The sequence below is a fragment of the Curtobacterium flaccumfaciens genome (assembly GCF_013359815.1).
Taxonomy (GTDB): Bacteria; Actinomycetota; Actinomycetes; order Actinomycetales; family Microbacteriaceae; genus Curtobacterium; species Curtobacterium flaccumfaciens.
On record NZ_JABMCF010000036.1, the window covers coordinates 293,228 to 312,112 of the forward strand.

Consider the following 18,885-nt stretch of genomic DNA (forward strand, 5'->3'; position numbering starts at 1 on the left):
GACAAGGGTACGGCCCCTATGCTCGTGTGCATGACCGCGGCTCTCACCATCGCCTTCGTGCCGGGGGTCTCCCCCGCAAAGTGGGCCCGTGTCTGGCGGGAACGCTTCCCCTCCGTCGAACTCCGGCTGCGCCCGATCGGCGCCGACGACGTCGACGACACGCTGGCCGGCGAGGCGGACATGGTCTTCGCACGCATGCCCGTGTCCGAGCAGCACAACGCCATCCCGCTCTGGACCGAGACGGCCGTCGTCGCGATGCCCAAGGACTCCCCCCTCGCTGAACTCGCCGAGGTCGACCTCGCCGACGCCGAGGTCCACGTGATCGACGCCGGTCCGGTGCCGGCCGACATCGACGGATCGCTCGACCTGGTCGAGGCGAACGTCGGCGTCGTCGTGCTCCCCCAATCACTGTTCCGCGCCGCCAGCCGCAAGGACCTGGTCGGTCGTCCGCTCATGGACGCCGAGGGCACGCGCATCGCGCTGGTCTGGCGGGACGAGGACGCCACCGAGACCACCGAGGAGTTCATCGGCGTGGTGCGCGGGCGGACCGCCAACAGTTCGCGCCAGCCAGGAGGCCCGGATCGCGACGCCGACGACGACTCACGTCCGGCTCGTGGCGGTGCCAAGGCCGGGTCGGGTGCCAAGGGTGCGGCTGGTGGGTCGGGTGGGTCCGGCGGTTCGGGTGCGTCGGGTTCGTCGGGTTCCAAGGGCGGCGCCGCGGGCGCCGGCGGCAAGGCCAAGGCCAAGTCACCCGGCAGCGGCAAGTCCGGCGCCGGCAAGAAGTCCAACACCGGCAAGGGGCCGACACCCGGACGCGGCAAGATGCGCGGCAAGCCGAGCCGGGGTTCCAAGGGCAACCGATGACGGACACGCGGCTGGCACTGATGCCGGCCACGCGCCTCCCGGCCTGGCTCCAGCGCACGATGGCCGAGTACGTCGAGTCGCGGATGCAGGCGGGCGAGACCCGCGAGCAGGCCGAGGCGAACGAGCAGCAGTCACGGGACCGCTGGTTCCCGGGCGGGTCCCCCGCTGACGGGCACCTCGTGTGGGACGTCACCGACCAGGACGACACCGTCATCGGGTACCTGTGGATCGGACCGCTCACGCCGGGGAGCACCGACTGGTGGGTGTTCAACGTCGAGATCGACGAGGCACACCGGCGCCGCGGGCACGCACGGCGGGCGCTCGAGCTCGGGCATCGCGCCGCTGCGGAACACGGCGCGACGAGCATCGGGCTGAACGTGTTCGGCTACAACACCGGGGCGCAGGAGCTCTACGCGGCGCTCGGGTACCAGGTGACGTCGGCGCAGATGCGGAAGCCGCTGGTCTAGCGCAGGACGGCTGCGGCGGCGCGGGGCGCCGCCCGGTCACAACACCCCGCGTTCAGGGCCCCGAGCGGTCACGAAGTGTCGACTGGCCGCGCCCGGAACGACGTGTCGTGACCACTCGGCGGACACCAGCGGGGATTCGTGACCGTGTGAAGGTCCGCGTCAGCGCAGGACGGCTGCGGCGGCGCGGGTCACCCTCGCGCCGCGCGATTCCTCGGCTGCCGCGCGGGCCCGCGTGACGACGACGGCGTCGGCGCGCTCGGCCGATCCGTGGTCGAACGGCGGTTGCGGGTCGTACTCGATCTGCAACTGGATCGCCTCGGCAGCGGGCCGTCCAGCGAGCTCGGCCGCGAGCCACAGCGCCATGTCGATGCCCGCGCTCACCCCGGCGGCGGTGACGACGGCTCCGTCCCGGGAGATCCGGGCGTCCACCGGCTGCGCGCCGAAGGCCTCGAGCATCGGCTTCGAGGCCCAGTGGGTGGTCGCGCGTCTGCCGGCGAGCAGCCCCGCGGCGCCGAGCACGAAGGCGCCGGTGCAGACCGAGGTGATCCACGTCGCGTGCTCGGCCTGGCGCCGCACGAAGGCCACGACGTCCGGGTCGAGCATCGCGTCGAAGGCACCGTCACCACCGGGCACCACGAGCACGTCCGCGGGGCCTGCATCCCTGATCGTCACGGTGGGGACGAGCGCCAAGCCGCAGTCGCTCGGCACCGGGTCGAGCGTCGCCGCGACGTACTCGACGCGTGCGCCGGGCACGCGGCTGAGGACCTGTGCCGGACCGGTCAGGTCGAGCTGGGTCAGGTGCGGGAACAGCAGGAACGCGATCCGGATGTCGTCGGCCATGTCGTGACCATAGTCCCGGCGTTCTCGTTCGCGTGCCTGCTCGTGTTCCTGGGCGGGGCTCGACTCGCCTGTCAGCTCCAGACGCCGGACGTCCCGCGCCGGTGGCTGCCCATCAGGTGGGTGTCGACGATACCGAGCGCTTCCATCAGGGCGTACATCGTGGTCGGACCGACGAAGGCGAAGCCGCGCTTCCGCAGCGCCTTCGACAGGGCGAGGGACTCGTCCGACTTCGTCGGGACCTCGGCGGCGGACCGTGGCTCGGGCGTGGTCGCCGGCCGGAACGACCACACGAAGTCGGCGAGCCCGCCGTCCTGCCGCAGGGCGATCGTGGCGTTCGCGTTGGTGATCGTCGCGAGGATCTTCGCGCGGTTCCGCACGATCCCGGCGTCGGCCATCAGCCGTGCGACGTCGTCCTCGCCGAAGGCCGCGACGGTGTCGGCGTCGAAGTCGGCGAAGGCGGCCCGGAACGCCGGTCGTTTGGCGAGGATCGTGCGCCACGACAGACCGGATTGGAACGCCTCGAGCGAGAGCCGCTCGAACACCCCGCGTTCGTCATGGACGGGCATGCCCCACTCGGTGTCGTAGTAGTCGCGCAGGAGCTCGTCCGACGACGCCCAGACCGGCCGGGCGAGGCCGTCGTCGCCGGTGACGAGGTCGGGCACGGGCGGGGCGTCGACGGGCTCGGTGCTCATGCGACCATCCTGGCGGGCGCCGCCGACAGCCGATCACTCACTCGGCGGGCGGGCCGTCCTGCGTCGCCTGCTCGTCCATCCACACGTACTCCCAGCGGTGTCCGTCCGGATCGGTGAAGCTCCGCTGGTACATGAAGCCGAGGTCCATCTCCGGGCGGTCCTCGGTGCCGCCGGCAGCAACCGCGGCGTCGACGACGCGGTGGACGTCCTCCTTCGACGGGGCGCTGAGCGAGTTGATGACCTCGATCGTGTCGGTGTCGGCGATCGTCTTGTCGGTGAACTCGGCGAACTTCGCCGTCGTCAGGATCATCACGGAGATCGTGTCGGACACCACCACGCACGCCGCGGTGTCGTCGCTGAAGGCCGGGTTGATCGAGTACCCGAGTGCCTCGTAGAACGCCTTCGAGCGCTCGAGGTCCGTGACGGGCAGGTTGATGAAGACCATCGTGTCCATGGCGGTTCCTTTCGTCACGCTCAACCTGGACCCACCCGGACCAGCGCGCAACCGTTTCGCGGGGGAACCAACCGGTACACAATATGCTGGCCGGATGCGGGCGTACGTGGACGAGTCAGAACCCGGTGGTGGACGGGACCACACTGCGTACGTCCTCGCTGCGGTGATCATGCGGATCAACGGCGAGGACGAAGCCCGCGAGGCGGTTCGACGGGCGACCCCTCGGCGGATGCGGAAGCTGCACTGGTACGAGGCACTCGGAGAACAGCGACTCTCATGGCTCGACCTCCTGCGGCATGCCGTCGCCATCGTCGTCGTCCGTTACGCCGGTCATCCGGCCCGGACGGAACGCCGTCGCAGGCGGTGCCTGGAGCGCCTTGCTTGGGAGCTCGATCAGCGAGGAGTCAGTCGCGTGGTCTTCGAGTCGCGCGGGCCGTCACGCGACGCGAGTGATGCTTCGATGATGGAGTCGCTCCGCGGTCGGGGCCTCGGCGCAGAGTTGCAGTACGAACACGTCCGAGGCGGTGTGGAGCCGCTGTTGTCACTCGCCGACATCGCCTGCGGGATGCACGTGCACGGCGCCGAGAGCGAGCACGTGCGATTGGAGGTCGTGCGGGCCGAGTGACGGTCCGGACAGCGCAAAACCCCGGTCCCGCGCTGGCTGCAGGATGCTCCGGGGCTCACTTTCGACCGAGCAGCACCCGATCGACATATCAATGCTACCCGCAACGCTCGGCCCCGGTCAAGGCGCCGGCCGCCGCGGCCGGAAACGACGAAGTCGCTGTCGTCCGACAGCGACTTCGTCGTTCCGCGTCAGGCCGGGGACGCCCGACCAAAGCAGCCTCAGGCCAGCTCGCGCCCCTCGCCCGCGGCACGCTGGTGCGACTCGGCCTCGGCCTGGCCGATGATGTCCTCGGCGGGCACCGGGTTCAGGCGGTCCCAGAGGAAGAACAGGCCGCCGCCGACGAGCAGCGAGATCCCGACCCACAGGTTGATGTGGATCCCGCCGGTCTTCTCGGGGTCGGTGTTCCAGTGCACGATCCCGACGATGGTCGTGATCACGCCGTACAGGACGAACAGGCCGCCGAGGATGCGGCGCAGGTCGAGTCGGCGGGTGGAGCGGACGAGGGCTGCCTTCTGCTCCTCGGTCATCGCGCCGGGGGTGGTGGTGTCACTCATGAGAAGTGGTCTCCTTCGCGGATCAGAGGAACGGGAGGTACAGGACGACGCACAGGACGAGCGCGACGGTGCCGAGCAGTGCGGGCGAGCGGTACCAGGCGGTGTCCGTCGCGACCGAGTCGCCGTGCAGGTCGATCTTGCCCACGCCGTAGACGAGTCCCCCGAGCTCCTTCTCGTCCTTCGGCTTGGTGAGCATCGAGACGACGAAGCCGACGACCAGCACGGTGACGAACGAGATGATCGCGCCGTACAGGGTCTCCGCGGTCGCGGTGGCGAACAGGTCCGGGTTGACCAGGTAGGCGATCCAGGTGATCGTCGGGGTCACGATGCCGAGGACGTACCCCCAGAGCGCACCCTGCGTCGTCATGCGCTTCCACAGCAGGCCGAGGATGAACACGGCGAACAGCGGTGCGTTGAAGAACGAGAACAGCGTCTGCATGTACGTCATGATGTTCGACGCCTGGGCCGCGATGAACGCGGTCGCGATGCCGACCACGACGCCGACGACGGTGACCCAGCGGCCGGTCTTCAGGTAGTGCAGGTCGGGCATGTTCGGGCGGATGTAGCGCTGCCAGATGTCGTAGGTGAAGACGGTGTTGAACGACGAGACGTTCGCCGCCATGCCAGCCATGAAGGACGCCAGCAGACCGGTCACCGCGATGCCGAGCACACCGGTCGGCAGGTACATCTGGATGAGCTTCGGGATCGCGTCGTTGTAGGTCAGCGTGCCGTCGGCGAACTGGTTGCCCACGACGGCCGCGGCGATGAGGCCCGGGATCACGACGATGGCCGGGATGAAGAGCTTCGGGATCGCGGCGATGAGCGGGGTGCGGCGGGCCGCGGACATGTTCTTCGCCGAGAACGCGCGCTGCACCTCGGTGAAGTTCGTGGTCCAGTAGCCGAAGCCGAGCACGAAGCCCAGGCCGAGCACGATGGCGAGCCAGTTGGCGCCGATCGGGTTGGTGACGTCACCGAAGCCGGTGCCGGCCCAGGCCTGCAGGTGCTGCACGCCCTGGGTCTCGGTGATGGCCTTCGACAGGCCGTCCCAGCCGCCGACGCGGTGCAGACCGACGATCGTCAGCGGGATGAGCCCGGCGATGATCACGAAGAACTGCATGACCTCGTTGTAGATCGCGCTCGAGAGCCCGCCGAGGGTGATGTAGACGAGCACGAAGCCGGCGGAGACGATGATCGCCAGCCACTCCGGCCAGCCGAGCATGGCCTCGATGACGATGGCCATCGCGTACAGGTTGATGCCCGCGATGAGCACGTTCGACACCGCGAACGCGATCGCGTTCACCAGGTGCGGCGCCTTGCCGAAGCGGCGCAGCATGAACTCCGGCACGGAGCGGACCTTCGAGCCGTAGTAGAACGGCATCATCACGAGGCCGAGGAACACCATCGCGGGCACGGCGCCGACGAGGTAGTAGTGCAGGGTGGCCATGCCGATCTGGGCACCGTTGGCCGCCATGCCGAGGATCTCGGTGGCACCGAGGTTCGCGGACACGAACGCCAGGCCCGTGATCCACGCCGGCATCGAGCGGCCGGACAGGAAGAAGTCCATGCTCGTCCGGACCTGCTTGCGGGCGGTGAACCCGATCCCGATGACGACCGCGAAGTACACGATGATCATCAGGTAGTCGACCCAGCCCAAGTCGAGCCGGATCCCTTCGTTCGCTGCAGCGAGAACCATTCACATCTCCACGTCAGTGTGTTGCAGTCGACAACTCTGCCGACCCGGACGGAGACGTTACACCGATTTGTGACCGTTCACATAGCCAGCACATGCATCGTCCGAGCCGCGCACCGCTCCCCCCGGTTCGCTACGCTCGGCCCATGACCAACGCGTCGCGCATCCTCGTCCTCAACGGCCCGAACCTCGACATCCTCGGGCGCCGCGACCCGGAGCAGTACGGCACCGTGACGCTCGCCGAGATCGAGGCGATCGTGCACACCGAGGCGGCCGTGCACGGGCTCGAGGCCGACTTCCGCCAGACGAACCGCGAGGGCGAGCTGGTCGAGTGGCTGCACGAGGCCCTCGACGACTTCGCCGCGGTCGTCATCAACCCCGCCGCCTACGCGCACACCTCGGTCGCGCTGCACGACGCGGTGGAGGCCCTGTGGGTCCCCGTCGTCGAGGTGCACCTGTCGAACACGTGGAAGCGCGAGCCGTTCCGCCACGTCGACCACGTCGCCACCGCCGCGACGGCGGTCATCGCCGGCGCGGGCGCCGACGGCTACCGCCTGGCGGTCGCACACGTCGCGTCCCTGCTCGGCTGAGCCAACCACCGGAAGGGAGGCCCGTGGCGGCGTCGCCACGGGCCTCCAGTCCGCCTGCTGGTCACGCTGGGTCGCGCCCGTTCCTTCCCATGGCACGCGCGATGCCTGGTGGTTCCGGGCATACCTGGTGAGAACTTTCGACCAGGGAGGCCCGGAACCACCAGGTACGCCCGGAAGTGCAGGGCGCGCGGATCAGAACTCGGCGGGGCGCCGCACGTCGTTCAGGCCGGCGGTGGCGAAGCCGCCGCGGATGAGCGGCACGGCCCGGCGCACGGCCTGGTCGATGCGGAGCTCGAGATCGACGCTCGCGATGTCGTAGCCACCCTCGCGCTTGGTGAAGTCGCGCTCGTTGCCGAACACCCCGAGCGGCAGGGTCGTGGACTGGAAGAACCCGAACAGCGGGCGCATCTGGTGCTCGACGAGCAGGGCGTGCCGGTCGCTGCCGCCGGTGGCGGTCAGGAGCACCGGGGTGTCGACGAGGTCGTACTGGCCGACCCAGTCGAAGAAGAGCTTGAAGGCGCCGGAGTAGGCCGCACGGAAGGCCGGGCTGCCCACGACGAGCACGTCCGCGGCCTCCACCGTCTCGAGGGCCCGGCGGGTGCGGTCGGACATCGTCTCGCGACCCGAGGCCGCTCCGAGGTCGGCGAGCAGGGGGCCGATCTCGATCGTCTCGGTCCGGGCACCGTCGATCTCCTCGGCCAACCGGGCCACCGTCGCCGCGACCAGGGTCGAGGTCCGCGAGGGGTCCGATGGGCTGCCACTGACGCCGACGACCAGTTCTCCGCTCATGCGGTCGATGCTCACACGCTGCCGGGGCGGGCGGCACGTTCGTGACGACATGTGTCGGGTGCCAGTCGGTCGGGGTAGCGTCCGCGCTATGCAGACCTTCCTGCCGTACGCCGACTTCCGGGCATCCGCCGAGGTCCTCGATGACCGGCGGCTCGGCAAGCAGCGGGTCGAGACCCTGCAGGTGATGCGCGCGCTGACGCTCCCCGGCTACGGCTGGCAGCACCACCCGGTGACGGCGATGTGGCGTGGCTACCGTCCGGCGCTGATGGCGTACCAGGAGGCCACGTGCCGCGTCTGGGCCGAGCGCGGGTACGCCGACACGTGTCTCGAGAAGACCCTGCTCGACCTGGGCCGCGTGCCGGAGGACCTGGCGGCGTACGAGCGCGGCGACGTGCCGGTCCCGCCGTGGAACGACGACGAGGCCCTGCACGTCTCGCACCGCTCGAAGCTCGTGCAGAAGGCGCCGGAGCACTACCGGGAGCTGTTCCCGGACGTGCCGGACGACCTGGACTACGTCTGGCCGGGGACGCCCGAACCGGCGACGCACAGCGCCTGACCGTCAGGCGACCGCCCGGCGGTCAGGCGACTGCCTGGCTGTCAGGCGACCGGGATCCAGCGACCACGCTCGCGCCGGGTGACGACGTCGGAGCGGATCTCGACCACGTCCCGCAGCCCGTCGACTGCGGCGTCGCGGACGGCCGCGGCGGCACGGTCGTCCTCGGCCTCGAAGCGCACGACGGCACAGGGGACACCACGGAGCAGCCGGACGTCCTCGGCCTCGACCACGGCGTGTTCGCGCACGAGGGCGGCCGCGGCGGGCAGGACGGCGTCCGGGGCGGTGCCGGGTGCGAGGGCACCGATCGCCAGGGTCGCACGGTACGAGGGCATGCGACGACGCTACCGGGGAACCGGATCCCGCCGTGGGCTGCAGGGGAACCGACGCCGCTCAGGGGTGCGGACGTCGACCCACGGCGGGATCGCGGTGTACGGCGGGACACGACGACAGGGGGAACGTCGCGCCCCGCGCCGGACGTCGATCAGGGGGTCGACATCCGGTCTGGGTCCACCGCGCGGCTCGGTTCAGGGGAACCGCACGGTGGTGGACCTCAAGGGTGTTCGGTGTCCTCTCGGTACCGGTCCGTCTCGGTCGGTGCGGGCATCGACCGGTGGGCGGCGGCTGGCCGGACCATCGGGAGCAGGGCACTCCCGGCGGTCGCGAGCGCTCCGACCACGGCGATGATCCCGAGCGGGGCCGTGCCGAGGTCGTGCTGCGCTGCCAGGGCGAGCGCGACGAGGGTGGCCGGCGCCGGCAGGAGCTGCACCGCTCGGAAGCGGTCGTCCCGTCGTGTCCGGGTCATCATCGCGTTTGCCATGACGACACTCTGACGCAGATCGGTTGTCCGCAGAAGGGGGGACACGTACCCAGAGATGGAGTAGAACGTCTAGTACACCTCAGCCGAGGGCGCGGACGGTCGCCACGGCGTCGGCCACGGCCCCGACGACGACCGGGACGTCGTCGGCCGTGAGGGCCGCGTCGAACGTCAGGCGGAGCGCGGTGCGCGCCACGTCCTCGGGGATCCCGAGCGCCGTGAGCACGTGGGAGGCCTCGGTGCTGCCCGCAGCACAGGCGCTGCCCGACGACGACACGACGTCGCGCTGCTCGAGCTCGAGCAGGACGGTCTCGCCGTTGACGCCCGGGAAGCAGAACGACGCGTGCCCGGGCAGCCGGTGCTCCCGCGACCCGGTGACGAACGCGCCGGGGACCGCAGCGAGCACGCCGTCGAGCACCGCGTCGCGCACGGTGGTCGCTGTGCCCTCCCCCGACCGCAGCGTCTCCGCCGCCAGCCCGAGGGCGGTCGCCACCGCCACGGCGCCGGCGACGTCCTCGGTGCCGGACCGCCGTCCCCGTTCCTGTCCCCCGCCGTGCAGCAGCGGCTCGAGCGGGACACCGGCGCGCACGGCGAGCACGCCGGTGCCCTTCGGAGCACCGAGCTTGTGCCCGGACAACGACAGCGCGTCGACGCCCAGCACCCCGAGACCGATCGGCAGCCAGGGCGCGGACTGCACAGCGTCGGTGTGGAACCGCGCCCCGACCTCGTGCGCCACCGCCGCGAGCGCGGGGACGTCCTGCACGGTGCCGATCTCGTTGTCGGCGTGCGCGATCGAGACGAGCGTGGTGTCCGAGCGGAGTGCCGCGCGCAGCACCGCCGGGTCGACGCGGCCGTCCGGGCCGACGGGCAGCACGGTGACGTCGAAGTCGTGGAAGCGGGCGAGGTACGCGCAGCTCTCCAGCACGGCCTCGTGCTCGATGGCGCTCGTGACGACGTGCCGACCGCGGGGCGCGGCGAGGGCGATCCCCTTGATCGCGGTGTTCGCCCCCTCGGTGCCGCCGGTGGTGAAGACGACCTCGGCGGGCCGGCACCCGAGCACCCCGGCGACGACGGACCGTGCAGCGGTGAGTCCCCGCGCGGCCTCGTCCCCGACCCCGTGCGTCGACGAGGGGTTGCCGAACACCCCCGTCAGGTAGGGCCACATCGCCTCGAGCACCTCACGGCGGACCGGGGTGGTGGCGGCGCGGTCCAGGTAGAACACGGTCAGTTCCGCACCGGCACCGCGACGTGCTCGGGCACCGCGACGTCGATGTCGAGTCCGAGGTCGAGCGCCCGCGCCGAGTGGGTCAGCGCCCCGACCGAGATGACGTCGACGCCGGTCGCCGCGATCGCCGCGACGGTGTCGAGCGACACGCCTCCCGAGGCCTCGACGAGCGCGCGGCCGGCGACGATGCCGACCCCGGTCACGAGTTCGTCCGGGGTGAAGTTGTCGAGCATGATCGTGTCGACCCCGGCCGCGACGACGGGTTCGATCTGGTCGGTCCGGTCCACCTCGACCTCCACGTGCACGGTGTGCCCGAGCCGCTGGCGGGCCTGGGCGATCGCGTCGCCGATGCCGATGCCGCCGGCCAGGAGCACCGCCAGGTGGTTGTCCTTCGCGAGCACGGCGTCGGACAGCGAGGTGCGGTGGTTGTGCCCGCCGCCGCACCGGACCGCGTACCGCTCGAGTGCTCGGAGGCCGGGCGTCGTCTTCCGGGTGTCGACGATCCGCGCCGAGGTGCCCGCGGCGGCCGCGACGTGCGCCGCGGTGGTCGTCGCGATGCCCGACATCCGCTGGACCAGGTTGAGGGCGACCCGCTCGGCCCGCAGCACGGCACGAGCCGACCCGGTCACGGTCGCGAGGACGTCACCCGCGACGAAGTACGTCCCGTCGGCGACGTGCACGACGGCGTGGATCGCCGGGTCGACGGCGTGCATCACGGCGACGAACACCGCCCCGCCGCTCAGCACGCCGGGCTCGCGTGCGCCGAGGGTCGCGGTCGCGGTCGCCTCGGCGGGGATCAGGGTCTCGCTGGTGACGTCGCCCCAGGGCGCGTCCTCCTCGAGCGCGGTCTCGATCACGCGACGGAGCGCGTGCGGCGGGATGGTGCCGGGGTCGGTGGTCATGCGGGTACCTCCTGCGGGACGGCTGCGGAGCCGTCGGCGCGTTCGTCCGTGTGCTCGTCGGGGTGTGCGTCGGTGGGGTCGGCGACCCAGGCGTACGAGGCCGGGGCAGTGGGGTCGGTGTCGGGGTGGTCGGTGCGGGCGTGCGCCCCGCGCGACTCGGTGCGGGCCTCGGCGGCGAGCGCGACGAGCCGGGCCAGGTCGAGCAGCGCACGGTCCTCGTGCTCGCGCACGCCGCCGCCGGTCGGCGCGGTCAGCGCGTCGAGGTCGCGGCGCGCGCTGGCCAGCCCGACGGCGTCACGGAGCAGCCCGACGCGGTCCGTCATGACGGACTGGACCACCTGCCGGACCGCACCCAGGTCGTCGAGGTGGGTCGCGCCTCCAGGCAGGGTCGGACGGGAGGAACGGATCGCGTCGGCCACTCGGGGCACGCTGGTGACGTGGAGACCGGCGTCCCCGCGCAGGCGGAGCAGGCCGGGTCGCGGTGCGGCGACCGCGTCCGCTGCGCGGACCGCGAAGACGAGTCCCTCGAGCAGGGAGTTCGAGGCGAGCCGGTTGGCGCCGTGGACGCCGGTGCAGGCGGCTTCACCGACGGCGAGGAGTCCGGGCAGGCTGGTGCGGCCCTCGGCGTCGGTGGCGATGCCGCCCATCGAGTAGTGCGCGGCCGGTGCGACCGGGACGCCCTCGCGGGTCCAGTCGAACCCGGCGGCGCGGGTGGCCCGGGTGAGTCCGGGGAACCGCGTGACCAGGAACCCGGCGTCGAGGCCGGTGGCGTCGAGGAGCACGGGTGCGCCGCCCTGGTCACGCACCGCGGCGGCGATCCCCCGGGCGACGACGTCACGCGGGGCGAGCTCGGCGTCCGGGTGCACGTCGGTCATGAAGCGGTGCCCGGCGGCATCACGGAGGACGGCGCCCTCACCGCGGACGGCTTCGGACACCAGGCCGCCACCGGGGACCGCCAGCCGCGTCGGGTGGAACTGGACGAACTCCAGGTCGGCGAGGACGGCACCGGCGCGCCAGGCGGCGGCGACCCCGTCGCCGGTGGCGACCAGGGGGTTCGTCGTCTCGCGGTACAGGTGTCCGGCTCCCCCGGACGCGATGACGACGGCGTCCGCGTCGAGCCGGCGGGGTTCCCCGAGCAGGTCGAGGACGTCGACGCCGACGACCACGCCGCCGCGGACGACGAGGTCGGTCAGGCTCGTGCGCTCGAGGATCGTGACGTGCCGTCGGTGCAGTGCCGCGATGAGGGTGCGTTCGATGGCGGCTCCGGTCGCGTCACCGTCGGCGTGCACGACGCGCCACCGGCCGTGCGCGGCTTCACGACCGCGTGCGAGGTCGTCGCCGTACCGGTCGAGGGTCGCCGGGTCCGACGACCGGTCGAAGGGCACCCCGAGGGCGAGCAGGTCGCGGACGCGGGCCGGGCCGTCGGTGCACAGGACCTCGACGGCCCGGGCATCGGCGCTGCCCGCCGCGGCGACGTGGGTGTCGGCCTGGTGCAGTGCCGCGGAGTCGTCGGCACCGAGCGCCACCGCGATGCCGCCCTGGGCGTACGCGGTGGCGCTGTCGGCGAGCGCCCCCTTCGTCACCAGGGTGACGTCGTGCAGGGCACTGGCGCGGATCGCTGCGGTCAGGCCGGCGATGCCGGACCCGACGATGACGACGTGCACGGTGGTCTCCCTCGTTCGGTCGGCTCCGCGTCTCAGCCGCGCGGCTTGGCCGCGAGCATGCGCTCGAGCGCGACCTTGGCGTCGGCCTGCACGTCGGCGGGGACGACGATCTCGTTGAGGACCTCGCCCCGGACGAGTGCTTCGAGCACCCAGGCGAGGTAGCCCGGGTGGATCCGGTACATCGTCGAGCAGGGGCAGACGACCGGGTCGAGGCAGAAGATCGTGTGCTGCGGGTACTCGGCGGCGAGCCGGTTCACCATGTTGATCTCGGTGCCGATCGCGAACGTCGTCGGCTCGGTGGCCGCGGCGACGGTCTTCCGGATCAGGTCGGTGCTGCCGGCGTGGTCGGCGGCGTCGACGACGGCCATCGGGCACTCCGGGTGCACGATGACCTGCACGCCCGGGTGCTCGCGGCGGGCCTGGTCGATCTGGTCGACGGTGAAGCGGCGGTGCACCGAGCAGAAGCCGTGCCAGAGGATGACCTTCGCCGCTTCGAGGTCGCTCGTCTCGTTGCCGCCGAGGGGCTTCCGGGGGTTCCACATCGGCATCAGGTCGGTGCTGATGGCCATCGCCTTCGCGGTGTTGCGGCCGAGGTGCTGGTCGGGGAAGAACAGGACGCGCTGCCCGCGCTCGAAGGCCCACTCGAGGACGGTCGCGGCGTTCGACGAGGTGCAGACGATGCCGCCGTTGCGACCGCAGAAGGCCTTGAGGTCGGCGGCGGAGTTCATGTAGGTGACCGGGATCACGGGGACGCGGCCGTCGGCGTCGGGCTCGGTGCCGTACACCGCGGTCAGTTCCGCCCACGCCGCCTCGACGCTGTCGATGTCGGCCATGTCGGCCATCGAGCAGCCGGCGGCCAGGTTCGGCAGGATCACGCGCTGGTCGTCGCGCGCCAGGATGTCGGCCGTCTCGGCCATGAAGTGCACGCCGCAGAACACGATCGCCTCGGCGTCGGGCTTCGTCAGGGCGGCGTTCGCGAGTTGGAACGAGTCGCCGAGGAAGTCCGCGTGCCGGACGACCTCGTCGCGCTGGTAGAAGTGCCCGAGGACGACGACCCGGTCGCCGAGGGTGGCCTTCGCCCGCTCGATGCGCTCGTGGAGCTCGTCGGTCGGGGTCGTCTTGTACTCGTCGGGCAGGACACCCTGGCGCGGGGCGCTCGTCGGGATGACGTCGGACATCGACGACCCCGGGCCGTACCCGGGGCGGGAGTCGAAGTCCCACGTCGGCATCGCGAGGTCGGGCGTGCAGGTGCTGCCGCCGGCCTTGCCGTTGGAGATGAGTTCGATCGTCGTGGCGATGGACACGGGGCTTCCTATCGGTTCCGCTGCTGGTGCTGATCGGCCCCGGTCTGCAGCGGGCCGTTGTCCGCGTAGGCCAGGTCGGGGTTCGAGCGGTACAGCCGGGCCGGACGGTGCCGGCCCCCGCTCGTGGTCTCGTCGGTCGGCAGGACCGCGTCGGTCTTCTCGACCTGCCGACGGAAGTTCGCGGGGTCGAGTGCTCGGCCGAGCACCGCCTCGTACACGCCGCGGAGTTCGGCGAGGGTGAAGCGGTCACCGAGGAACGCCTGCGCGATCCGGGAGTACGACATCTTGTTGCGCAGCCGCCACAGGGCGTACTCGACGATGCGGTCGTGGTCGAAGGCGAGCGGCGGGTGCTCGTCGGCCAGGAACCACCGGACGTTCCAGTCGTCGGGCACGACGTTCGCCTCGTCCGGGTGCACGAGTGCCCAGTACACGATCGACACCACGCGGCTCGGGGAGCGTCCGACGTCACCGAAGGCGTAGAGCTGCTCGAGGTACCGCGGCTGGACGTTCGTCGTCTCGCGCAGTCGGGCGGCCGCGGAGTCCTCGAGGCCCTCGTCGTCGCCGACCCAGCCGCCGGGGAGCGCCCAGGAACCCTCGAACGGTTCGGCGACGCGACGGACGAGCGGCATCCACAGCGCCGGCGCCCCGGTGTCGGGGTGCGGGCGCAGTGCGACGATCACGGTGGAGACCGCGACGCGGATGCCTGCTTCGTCCATGGTGGAGATAGTGTCAACCTGACTCGAAGTGTTCGGGTTGGGATGACACTATCACTGCCGACGCGGCGCGCTCGTCACGAGCCGGAAACAGATCGTCACGGGGCCGAAAACTCCCGGAGGGCCGTCGCGGTTAGCGTGGAGGACATGACGACGGTGACGAGGGTGCATGCCGTGGTGTCGGGGACGGTCCAGGGGGTCGGCTTCCGGTACTGGACCGCTCGGAAGGCGGACGGGCTCGACCTCGTCGGCTACGCGAGGAACCTCTGGGACGGCACGGTGGAGGTCGAGGCCGAGGGACCCTCGGTCGCCGTCGACTCGTTGGTCGAGTGCCTGCGCACCGGGCCACCGTCGGCGACCGTGACCGACGTCAGCCTGCGGTCGGTGGTGCCGCACGGCGACGCCGACGGGTTCGCGATCCTGCACTGAGACGACGTGCGTGGGAGCTGCGCCGACGAGCGGCCGGCTCGGCACCGATCGTTCACCTGCGGATGTCGGAGCGAAGCGGAATAATCGCATCCACTCAGGGAGTTGGCCTGTCTGCGCGTCCTGCGCCACACCCGTTCCACCCGTCGTGACCCACCAGGAGCACCCGCATGACCCAGGCCGTCGATTCCGCCCCCCGCACGGGAAGCGTCTCGCAGCCGTCCGCTGCCGAGACCCGACTCGTGATCGGGCTGCTGCTCGTCTCCGCGTTCGTCGTCATCCTCAACGAGACCATCATGGGCGTGGCCCTGCCCCGGCTCATGGACGACCTGGACATCAGCGCCGCGACCGGCCAGTGGCTGACCACCGGCTTCCTGCTCACCATGGCGGTCGTCATCCCGATCACCGGGTTCCTGCTGCAGCGCTTCAACACCCGACCGGTGTTCGTCTGGGCGATGGGCCTGTTCTCGGTCGGCACGCTGATCGCCCTGCTCGCGCCGGGCTTCACCGTCCTGCTCGTCGGCCGCATCGTGCAGGCCAGCGGCACCGCGATCATGATGCCGCTGCTGATGACGACGGTCCTGACCCTCGTCGACCCCGCACACCGTGGCCGCATCATGGGCAACATCTCGATCGTCATCTCGGTCGCTCCGGCCATCGGCCCGACGATCTCCGGCCTGATCCTCAACGCGTTCTCGTGGCGCTGGCTGTTCGGCTTCGTGCTGCCCATCGCGATCGCGGCGCTCATCCTCGGCATGGTCAAGGTGCAGAACGTCTCGACGCCGCGCAAGGCACCGATCGACGTCGTCTCGGTCGTGCTCTCCGCCTTCGCGTTCGGCGGCATCGTCTACGGCCTGTCCAGCATCGGCGAAGCCGGCACGACCGGTCCGCTCGTCCCGGTGACCGCCCTGGTCGTCGGTGCCGTCGCCCTCGCGGTGTTCATCGTCCGGCAGACGCGCCTGCAGCGCACCGACAGCGCCCTGCTCGACCTGCGCACCTTCCGCACCCGTGGCTTCACGGTGCCGATCGTCGCGATGGGCCTGAGCTTCATGGCGATGTTCGGCACGCTCATCCTGCTGCCGATCTACCTGGAGCGCGTGCTCGGCCTCGAGGTCCTGCAGGTCGGCCTGCTGCTGCTCCCCGGTGGGCTGCTGATGGGCCTGCTCTCCCCCATCGTCGGGCGCATCTACGACCGCCGCGGCCCGCGCGTGCTGCTCATCCCCGGATCGATCATCGTCAGCGCCGTGCTCTGGGCGCTCTCCACCGTGGGTGTCGACACCAGCGTGTGGTTCGTCCTCGGTGCCCACGTGGTGCTGAGCATCGGCCTGGCCCTGACCTTCACGCCGCTGTTCACCGCGGCGCTCGGTGGGCTGCCCCCGAAGCTGTACTCGCACGGCAGCGCGGTGCTCGGCACGGCGCAGCAGCTCGCCGGAGCGGCGGGCACGGCCCTGTTCGTCACGCTGCTGACGATCGGTGCGGCCACCGCCGTCGAGGGCTCCGGTGCCCGCGGGGTCCAGGTGGCCACCGCGTCGGGCGTCGGCACCGCCTTCATGGTCGGCGCGATCATCTCGCTGTTCGGCATCCTCGCGTCGGTGTTCGTCCGCCGGCCCGAGGTGCCCGAGGGCGCGCCGACGCCCCCGCCCGTGCACTGACCGACGAGCCTCTCGCACTGACCGACGAGCCGGGCCGACGCCGAACCCGTGACGGGACCGGCGCCGGCCCGCGCCCGTCTCCGGACCGCGTGGCAGGGTGGGCGCCATGCGGTCGACGACGAGCGAGCTCAACTGGTCCGGCACGGTCACGTACACGGCCGAACGGGTCGTCCGCCCGTCGTCGATCGACGAGGCCGCCCAGATCGTGGCCGACGCCGATCGGGTGCACGGTCTCGGCACCCGGCACTCGTTCAACGACGTCGCCGACACCGCAGGCACCCTGCTCGACCTGACCGGCGTCCCCACCGACCTGGTCGTCGACGCCGAGCACCGCACCGTGACGCTCGGGGCCGGCACCCGGTACGGCGACGTCGCGGCCGACATCGACCGTGCCGGGTTCGCCCTGCACAACACGGGGTCCCTGCCGCACATCTCCGTCGGGGGTGCGGTCGCGACCGGCACCCACGGTTCCGGCACGGCACTGGGCTCGCTCGCCACCGCGGTGCGCGCGTTCGAGGTGCTCGGTCCGGACGGCTCCGCCCGGACGATCGACCGGACGGACCCCGCGTTCGACGGTGCCGTGCTGCACCTCGGACTGCTCGGCATCGTGACCCGGGTGACCCTCGACGTCGAACCGTCCTACCGGATGCGTCAGGATGTCTACGGCGCGATCCCCTGGGACACCTTCACGGCGAACGTCGCTGACGTGCACGCCGCCGCGTACTCGGTGTGCGCCTACACCGTGTTCGGCGATGCGATCACCGAGGTCCTGGTGAAGTCGCGCGTCCCCGAGGGCGCCGAGGACGTGCCGGTCCCGGAGACCCTGGCCGGCGCACACCGCCTGCCCGGCACACCCGGCGACGACCACCGGACCGCGCGCGACGGCTCGGTCGGCCCGTGGTGGGACCGCCTGCCGCACTTCCCGATCGGGTCCGTCCCGAGCCACGGGTCCGAGGTGCAGAGCGAGCACTTCGTCCCGCTCCGGCACGCGGCGGCAGCCCTCGACGCGCTCCGCGGGCTCGCCGACCGGATCCAGCCGCACCTGCACGTCTGCGAACTCCGGACGATGGCGGCGGACGACCTCTGGCTCAGCCCGACCCAGGGCGAGGACGTCCTCTGCATCGCGTTCACCTGGAAGAAGCACCCGACCGAGGTCGCCGCGCTCCTGCCCGACCTGGAGTCCCGGCTCGCGGCCTTCGACGGCCGACCACACTGGGGCAAGATGAGCTCGCTCGACCACGCGGCGATCGCCGGGCTGTACCCGCGGCTGGCGGACTTCCGCGACCTCGTCGCCCGGGCCGACCCGGAGCGGACGTTCGCATCCGCGTTCGGCGAGCGCGTGCTCGGGACCTGACCCGGGCCTCCCGGCCGCGCCCCGCGCCCCGCGCCCGCGCCCACGTGTCGGAACCAGGTTCCGGACACGGAACCGCGGGACGGCGCGGTGCTGTGTCCGGAACCTGGTTCCCGGTGCGGGAACGCGCCCGACGCGACCCCCTCCAGCGGTCAGAGCGTCGTGAACGCGAGCGGCGTGATCGTCCGCGTCTCGCCGTCCCAGTGCCGCACGCCGCCGACGTCGAGCGTCTCGGGCAGCGGCACGGCACGCAGCGCAGCAACGGCGCGCGGCAGGTCCTCGTCACGAACCCGACGGGCCAGCGTGACGTGCGGCGACCAGTGCCCGGGCACCGACGTCTCGACGCCGCCGGGCGCGACCGCGTGCACCTCGCCGTGGAAGGTCGTGAGCGCCGCGTCGAGGACCACCGCGCGCACGAGCACCGACCGACCGGCACCCGCGGGGAAGAGCAGCAGCCCGCCGAGCCGGATCGCGGTCGGGACCGACGTGCGGAACCCGGCCGGCACGGGCAGCGTGTCCCCGGCGGCCAGGGTGACGTGCGGGGCGTTCGACGGCGACGGGTGCCGACCGAGGCTCGGCAGGTCGGCGTCGATCAGGGCCTGCCAGGCGGACCGCACGGCGGCGTCCGACTCCGGGCCGAGGACGAGTTCGATGCTGCGCACGATCCGAGTCAACCAAGTCGTGTCGGGACGCGTGCTCCCACGCAGGCGGCA

The 18,885-nt window shown here is 71.7% G+C and carries 22 protein-coding genes; 8 read left to right on the plus strand and 14 right to left on the minus strand.

Annotation, left to right across the window (positions count from 1 at the left end):
• Window positions 1–30: 30 nt before the first annotated feature.
• Both HP445_RS09530 and HP445_RS09535 read left to right on the plus strand, forming a co-directional pair.
• A complete protein-coding gene (locus HP445_RS09530) occupies window positions 31–864 on the plus strand; it encodes a LysR family transcriptional regulator substrate-binding protein (protein WP_164941207.1) in 834 nt (277 codons plus the stop codon).
• Window positions 861–1,331, plus strand: coding sequence for a GNAT family N-acetyltransferase (locus tag HP445_RS09535; RefSeq protein WP_111038132.1), 471 nt, complete (start codon window positions 861–863; stop codon window positions 1,329–1,331). Before HP445_RS09530 ends, HP445_RS09535 begins: the two co-directional genes overlap by 4 nt.
• Window positions 1,332–1,490: 159 nt before the next feature.
• Here HP445_RS09535 and HP445_RS09540 read toward each other — a convergent pair whose 3' ends face one another.
• From HP445_RS09540 to HP445_RS09550, 3 genes are all read right to left on the minus strand, one after another.
• Window positions 1,491–2,171, minus strand: a complete 681-nt coding sequence (locus HP445_RS09540; protein ID WP_128780960.1) for a DJ-1/PfpI family protein — start codon at window positions 2,169–2,171, stop codon at window positions 1,491–1,493.
• A gap of 71 nt (window positions 2,172–2,242) precedes the next feature.
• Window positions 2,243–2,863 (minus strand): DNA-3-methyladenine glycosylase I, encoded by a 621-nt coding sequence (locus HP445_RS09545; protein WP_128780959.1) that lies wholly within the window; start codon window positions 2,861–2,863, stop codon window positions 2,243–2,245.
• 37 nt (window positions 2,864–2,900) lie between these two features.
• Window positions 2,901–3,317 carry a VOC family protein gene (locus HP445_RS09550; RefSeq protein WP_128780958.1) on the minus strand — a complete coding sequence of 139 codons (417 nt, stop codon included), beginning with the start codon at window positions 3,315–3,317 and terminating at the stop codon, window positions 2,901–2,903.
• Between the two features lie 94 nt (window positions 3,318–3,411).
• On the opposite strand from HP445_RS09550, the gene HP445_RS09555 reads away from it, so the two are divergent.
• Window positions 3,412–3,942 carry a hypothetical protein gene (locus tag HP445_RS09555; RefSeq protein ID WP_128780957.1) on the plus strand — a complete coding sequence of 177 codons (531 nt, stop codon included), beginning with the start codon at window positions 3,412–3,414 and terminating at the stop codon, window positions 3,940–3,942.
• 218 nt (window positions 3,943–4,160) lie between these two features.
• Here HP445_RS09555 and HP445_RS09560 read toward each other — a convergent pair whose 3' ends face one another.
• Window positions 4,161–4,496: a hypothetical protein gene (locus tag HP445_RS09560; RefSeq protein ID WP_027466303.1), complete on the minus strand. Its 336-nt coding sequence runs from the start codon at window positions 4,494–4,496 to the stop codon at window positions 4,161–4,163.
• Between the two features lie 22 nt (window positions 4,497–4,518).
• Window positions 4,519–6,189, minus strand: coding sequence for a sodium:solute symporter family protein (locus HP445_RS09565; RefSeq protein WP_071405106.1), 1,671 nt, complete (start codon window positions 6,187–6,189; stop codon window positions 4,519–4,521).
• Window positions 6,190–6,332: 143 nt separating this feature from the next.
• On the opposite strand from HP445_RS09565, the gene aroQ reads away from it, so the two are divergent.
• A complete protein-coding gene (gene aroQ, locus HP445_RS09570; RefSeq protein WP_128780956.1) occupies window positions 6,333–6,776 on the plus strand; it encodes a type II 3-dehydroquinate dehydratase in 444 nt (147 codons plus the stop codon).
• A 192-nt stretch (window positions 6,777–6,968) separates the two neighbouring features.
• Here the strand turns inward: aroQ and HP445_RS09575 are convergent, their stop codons facing one another.
• Complete coding sequence (locus HP445_RS09575) at window positions 6,969–7,565, minus strand: NAD(P)H-dependent oxidoreductase (protein ID WP_042538253.1); 597 nt, start codon at window positions 7,563–7,565, stop codon at window positions 6,969–6,971.
• Between the two features lie 88 nt (window positions 7,566–7,653).
• On the opposite strand from HP445_RS09575, the gene HP445_RS09580 reads away from it, so the two are divergent.
• Window positions 7,654–8,121 carry an MSMEG_6728 family protein gene (locus tag HP445_RS09580; protein WP_128780955.1) on the plus strand — a complete coding sequence of 156 codons (468 nt, stop codon included), beginning with the start codon at window positions 7,654–7,656 and terminating at the stop codon, window positions 8,119–8,121.
• Window positions 8,122–8,162: 41 nt separating this feature from the next.
• Here the strand turns inward: HP445_RS09580 and HP445_RS09585 are convergent, their stop codons facing one another.
• The 7 genes from HP445_RS09585 to HP445_RS09615 all read right to left on the minus strand — a co-directional run bounded on the left by HP445_RS09585 (window position 8,163) and on the right by HP445_RS09615 (window position 14,746).
• A complete protein-coding gene (locus HP445_RS09585) occupies window positions 8,163–8,453 on the minus strand; it encodes a hypothetical protein (RefSeq protein ID WP_128780954.1) in 291 nt (96 codons plus the stop codon).
• 218 nt (window positions 8,454–8,671) lie between these two features.
• A complete protein-coding gene (locus HP445_RS09590) occupies window positions 8,672–8,938 on the minus strand; it encodes a hypothetical protein (protein ID WP_111233264.1) in 267 nt (88 codons plus the stop codon).
• Between the two features lie 79 nt (window positions 8,939–9,017).
• Complete coding sequence (locus HP445_RS09595) at window positions 9,018–10,157, minus strand: cysteine desulfurase family protein (RefSeq protein WP_128780953.1); 1,140 nt, start codon at window positions 10,155–10,157, stop codon at window positions 9,018–9,020.
• 2 nt (window positions 10,158–10,159) lie between these two features.
• Complete coding sequence (nadC, locus tag HP445_RS09600) at window positions 10,160–11,062, minus strand: carboxylating nicotinate-nucleotide diphosphorylase (RefSeq protein WP_128780952.1); 903 nt, start codon at window positions 11,060–11,062, stop codon at window positions 10,160–10,162.
• Window positions 11,059–12,726, minus strand: a complete 1,668-nt coding sequence (nadB, locus tag HP445_RS09605; RefSeq protein ID WP_128780951.1) for an L-aspartate oxidase — start codon at window positions 12,724–12,726, stop codon at window positions 11,059–11,061. Before nadB ends, nadC begins: the two co-directional genes overlap by 4 nt.
• Window positions 12,727–12,758: 32 nt before the next feature.
• Window positions 12,759–14,030 (minus strand): quinolinate synthase NadA, encoded by a 1,272-nt coding sequence (gene nadA / locus HP445_RS09610; RefSeq protein ID WP_128780950.1) that lies wholly within the window; start codon window positions 14,028–14,030, stop codon window positions 12,759–12,761.
• An 8-nt stretch (window positions 14,031–14,038) separates the two neighbouring features.
• The gene (locus HP445_RS09615) at window positions 14,039–14,746 is read right to left on the minus strand and encodes an NUDIX hydrolase (protein ID WP_035808830.1); all 708 of its coding nucleotides are present in this window, start codon (window positions 14,744–14,746) and stop codon (window positions 14,039–14,041) included.
• 144 nt (window positions 14,747–14,890) lie between these two features.
• On the opposite strand from HP445_RS09615, the gene HP445_RS09620 reads away from it, so the two are divergent.
• From HP445_RS09620 to HP445_RS09630, 3 genes are all read left to right on the plus strand, one after another.
• Window positions 14,891–15,172: an acylphosphatase gene (locus HP445_RS09620; protein ID WP_071247546.1), complete on the plus strand. Its 282-nt coding sequence runs from the start codon at window positions 14,891–14,893 to the stop codon at window positions 15,170–15,172.
• 167 nt (window positions 15,173–15,339) lie between these two features.
• Window positions 15,340–16,821, plus strand: a complete 1,482-nt coding sequence (locus HP445_RS09625; protein ID WP_027466292.1) for an MDR family MFS transporter — start codon at window positions 15,340–15,342, stop codon at window positions 16,819–16,821.
• A gap of 106 nt (window positions 16,822–16,927) precedes the next feature.
• Entirely contained in the window at window positions 16,928–18,175 is a 1,248-nt protein-coding gene (locus tag HP445_RS09630) for a D-arabinono-1,4-lactone oxidase (protein WP_128780949.1), read from the plus strand.
• A 149-nt stretch (window positions 18,176–18,324) separates the two neighbouring features.
• On the opposite strand, the gene HP445_RS09635 is transcribed toward HP445_RS09630, so the two are convergent.
• On the minus strand, window positions 18,325–18,834 hold the full coding sequence (locus tag HP445_RS09635) for a 2'-5' RNA ligase family protein (RefSeq protein WP_128780948.1): 510 nt from the start codon (window positions 18,832–18,834) through the stop codon (window positions 18,325–18,327).
• Window positions 18,835–18,885: the final 51 nt, after the last annotated feature.

Bases quoted from the DNA above. Each gene is read 5' to 3' on its own strand.
- HP445_RS09585 (WP_128780954.1), bottom strand. From the start codon at position 8,453: ATGCCCTCGTACCGTGCGACCCTGGCGATCGGTGCCCTCGCACCCGGC.
- aroQ (WP_128780956.1), top strand. From the start codon at position 6,333: ATGACCAACGCGTCGCGCATCCTCGTCCTCAACGGCCCGAACCTCGAC.
- HP445_RS09535 (WP_111038132.1), top strand. From the start codon at position 861: ATGACGGACACGCGGCTGGCACTGATGCCGGCCACGCGCCTCCCGGCC.
- HP445_RS09590 (WP_111233264.1), bottom strand. From the start codon at position 8,938: ATGGCAAACGCGATGATGACCCGGACACGACGGGACGACCGCTTCCGA.
- HP445_RS09575 (WP_042538253.1), bottom strand. From the start codon at position 7,565: ATGAGCGGAGAACTGGTCGTCGGCGTCAGTGGCAGCCCATCGGACCCC.
- HP445_RS09630 (WP_128780949.1), top strand. From the start codon at position 16,928: ATGCGGTCGACGACGAGCGAGCTCAACTGGTCCGGCACGGTCACGTAC.
- HP445_RS09545 (WP_128780959.1), bottom strand. From the start codon at position 2,863: ATGAGCACCGAGCCCGTCGACGCCCCGCCCGTGCCCGACCTCGTCACC.
- HP445_RS09580 (WP_128780955.1), top strand. From the start codon at position 7,654: ATGCAGACCTTCCTGCCGTACGCCGACTTCCGGGCATCCGCCGAGGTC.
- HP445_RS09620 (WP_071247546.1), top strand. From the start codon at position 14,891: ATGACGACGGTGACGAGGGTGCATGCCGTGGTGTCGGGGACGGTCCAG.
- HP445_RS09550 (WP_128780958.1), bottom strand. From the start codon at position 3,317: ATGGACACGATGGTCTTCATCAACCTGCCCGTCACGGACCTCGAGCGC.
- nadC (WP_128780952.1), bottom strand. From the start codon at position 11,062: ATGACCACCGACCCCGGCACCATCCCGCCGCACGCGCTCCGTCGCGTG.
- HP445_RS09560 (WP_027466303.1), bottom strand. From the start codon at position 4,496: ATGAGTGACACCACCACCCCCGGCGCGATGACCGAGGAGCAGAAGGCA.
- HP445_RS09540 (WP_128780960.1), bottom strand. From the start codon at position 2,171: ATGGCCGACGACATCCGGATCGCGTTCCTGCTGTTCCCGCACCTGACC.
- HP445_RS09565 (WP_071405106.1), bottom strand. From the start codon at position 6,189: ATGGTTCTCGCTGCAGCGAACGAAGGGATCCGGCTCGACTTGGGCTGG.
- HP445_RS09555 (WP_128780957.1), top strand. From the start codon at position 3,412: ATGCGGGCGTACGTGGACGAGTCAGAACCCGGTGGTGGACGGGACCAC.
- HP445_RS09530 (WP_164941207.1), top strand. From the start codon at position 31: ATGACCGCGGCTCTCACCATCGCCTTCGTGCCGGGGGTCTCCCCCGCA.
- HP445_RS09615 (WP_035808830.1), bottom strand. From the start codon at position 14,746: ATGGACGAAGCAGGCATCCGCGTCGCGGTCTCCACCGTGATCGTCGCA.
- HP445_RS09625 (WP_027466292.1), top strand. From the start codon at position 15,340: ATGACCCAGGCCGTCGATTCCGCCCCCCGCACGGGAAGCGTCTCGCAG.